Raw genomic sequence first — 2,862 nt, forward strand, 5'->3', positions numbered from 1 at the left:
TAAGGCGTTCACGCCGCATCCGGCATAAACTACGCTCGCTGTAACCCAGCCAATCACCGTTTGTAATCGATGGCTTCTGGCTGCTCCAGATACACGGTGGTTTGTGCCGGTTGTGTACTGGCAATCACCTTACCGCCACGAACCGAATAACGCACCGGAACCTGACGGCGCAGCGCATCAAACCCATTTTCAGCCGGCAGGATAATCAGGTTGGCGCTGTTTCCGGCGGCAATGCCGTAATCCTGCAAATTCAACGTTCTGGCGCTGTGGTGGGTGATTAAATTCAGGCCGTCGTTAATCTGCCCGTAGCCCATCAGCTGGCAAACATGCAGCCCCATATGCAGCACTTGCAGCATATTCGCCGTTCCCAGCGGATACCACGGATCGAAGACATCATCGTGACCAAAGCAGACGTTAATGCCGGACTCCAGCATCTCTTTAACGCGCGTGATGCCGCGACGTTTTGGATACGTATCGAAACGCCCTTGCAGATGAATATTGACCAACGGGTTAGCGACAAAGTTAATACCGGACATTTTCAGCAAGCGGAACAGGCGTGAGGTATACGCCCCGTTATAGGAGTGCATTGCCGTGGTGTGGCTGGCGGTGACTCGTGCGCCCATTCCTTCACGGTGCGCCAGGGCGGCAACGGTTTCGACAAAACGCGACTGCTCATCATCAATCTCGTCACAGTGAACGTCGATCAGACGGTCGTATTTTTGCGCCAGGGCGAAGGTTTTATGCAGCGACTCCACGCCGTATTCACGGGTAAATTCAAAATGCGGAATCGCCCCCACTACATCTGCCCCTAAGCGTAACGCCTCTTCCAGCAACGTTTCACCGTTGGGATACGACAAAATCCCTTCCTGCGGGAAGGCGACAATTTGCAGATCAATCCACGGCGCGACTTCCTGCTTCACTTCCAGCATTGCTTTCAATGCGGTCAGCGTTGCATCCGAAACATCGACATGGGTACGCACATGCTGAATACCGTTGGCAATCTGCCATTTCAGCGTTTGCCATGCGCGTTGTTTCACATCGTCATGGGTTAATAACGCTTTGCGCTCGGCCCAACGTTCAATACCTTCAAACAGCGTGCCGGACTGATTCCAGTTCGGTTGCCCGGCGGTTTGCGTGGTGTCCAGATGAATATGCGGCTCCACAAACGGCGGTAAAACTAAACCTTGTTCGGCATCCAGGCTATTTTCTGTTACGGGCATCACGCCGGATTGTGCATCAATGGCGCTGATTTTTCCGTCGTGCAGATGAATCTGCCACAGCCCCTCTTTGCCGGGTAAGCGGGCGTTAATAATGGTCTGTAAAGCGTTATTCGACACTGTTAGCCTCCACATGCGTCATTGCTGCTGTCGTTTTGCGATTCAAAATCGGGTTAAGGATCAGATAACTCAGCGCACCACCTAATACAGCGTTGACCGGAACAATCCCCGGTAACCAGTGGCCTGCGGCAATCCCCAGCGCGACCGCCAGAATCGCCACCCAATTGACACTCATCATACGCGTGGTCGCAAAGTGCTCATAGCGGCGACGGTTCATCAGATAGTCGGCGATGATCACGCCCCCTACCGGAGGAATAGCTGCCGAAAGGAAGGTCAACCAGCCGACAAAATTGTTATACAGCCATAGTGCGCAGACCGTACCGATAATACCGTTAATCACCGAAAGGGTTTTGCTCGACATACCGGTAATATTGGCGAAACCTAAACCTGACGCATACAGCGCGTTATCGTTGGTGGTCCAGATATTCAGCCCCAGCACCACAATCGCGGGCAGCAGCAAACCTTGAGCAATCATCACATCAGAGATATCCGCCATCCCCAGCGCCGCAGCGCCCGCCGCACCGAAAATAAACATCAACGAGTTGCCGAGGAAAAAGGCCACCATCGCCACCAGCACCGCCAGTCTGGCATTGCGACCAAACCGGACAAAGTCAGCGGTGAGCGTGCCCGCACTGATAAATGACCCCACAACCAGCGCCAGCGCGACATTGAAATCTAACGGTTGTGCGGGAACGACCGCTTTTAACGCCTCCAGGCCGCCCATGCCGTTAACGGCCAGCCACACGGAATAACCGCCCAGGCAGGCAATCGCCGGAACCGCAATTACAGACAGAACCGTCAGCGCCGAAATACCAAAGAAGACGGTGACGGTCATCAGTAAACCGGAAACGGCAATCAGCAAATTGATATCCAGCCCGGTTGCCTTGCCCACCGGAATAGCAAACATCGCCACGCCGACGCCAAACCAGCCAACCTGAGTGCCCCCCAGCAGCAGTGAAGGCAGCCATGAACCTTTGACACCAAACGAGAAGCGAGCAAGAAGATGGGTGGTCAGGCCGGTTTTTGCGCCAATGTAACCAAGAAATGAAGTGTAAATACCGAGGAGAAGATTACCGATGAGAACTGCGAGGAAGAAATCATGATAGCTAAGACCGGTTCCGAGAGTACCGCCGGTCCACATACTGGCGGAAAAAAAGGTTAATCCCAGCATGACGAACGTCAATGCCAATACCCCTTTCCGCGCCGACTGCGGGACTGGCCCCTGGCTAAAGTTGTTATCTTGCGACACGAAATTCCCCCTTTTTGCTGTTTGAAACCCAAAAAATCCGCCGCATTCTATTCATCTGAAAATAAAAAGCAATCGTTTCCGTGGGGAAATATATTTTTTATATGAATGAATAAAAAAAGATGGGGAAAAATTTATCAGTGTAAAAACAGTGGGTAGGCATGATAAGACGCGCCAGCGTCGGTTCAGGCATCGGCGCACGGTGTCGGATGCGGCGCGAGCGCCTTATCCGACCTACGGTTCAGACTTGTAGGCATGATAAGACGCGCCAGCGTCGCA

2 protein-coding genes are annotated in these 2,862 nt (G+C 53.1%); both read right to left on the bottom strand.

Going from position 1 to position 2,862, the window contains the following annotated elements:
• Positions 1-53: 53 nt before the first annotated feature.
• Entirely contained in the window at positions 54-1,337 is a 1,284-nt protein-coding gene (gene codA / locus EQY_RS0123275; protein WP_010344717.1) for a cytosine/isoguanine deaminase, read from the bottom strand.
• Positions 1,327-2,586, bottom strand: a complete 1,260-nt coding sequence (gene codB, locus EQY_RS0123280) for a cytosine permease (protein ID WP_000076246.1) — start codon at positions 2,584-2,586, stop codon at positions 1,327-1,329. Before codB ends, codA begins: the two co-directional genes overlap by 11 nt.
• Positions 2,587-2,862 lie beyond the last annotated feature (276 nt).

The sequence above is a fragment of the Escherichia sp. TW14182 genome, from assembly GCF_000208525.1.
Taxonomy (GTDB): Bacteria; Pseudomonadota; Gammaproteobacteria; order Enterobacterales; family Enterobacteriaceae; genus Escherichia; species Escherichia ruysiae.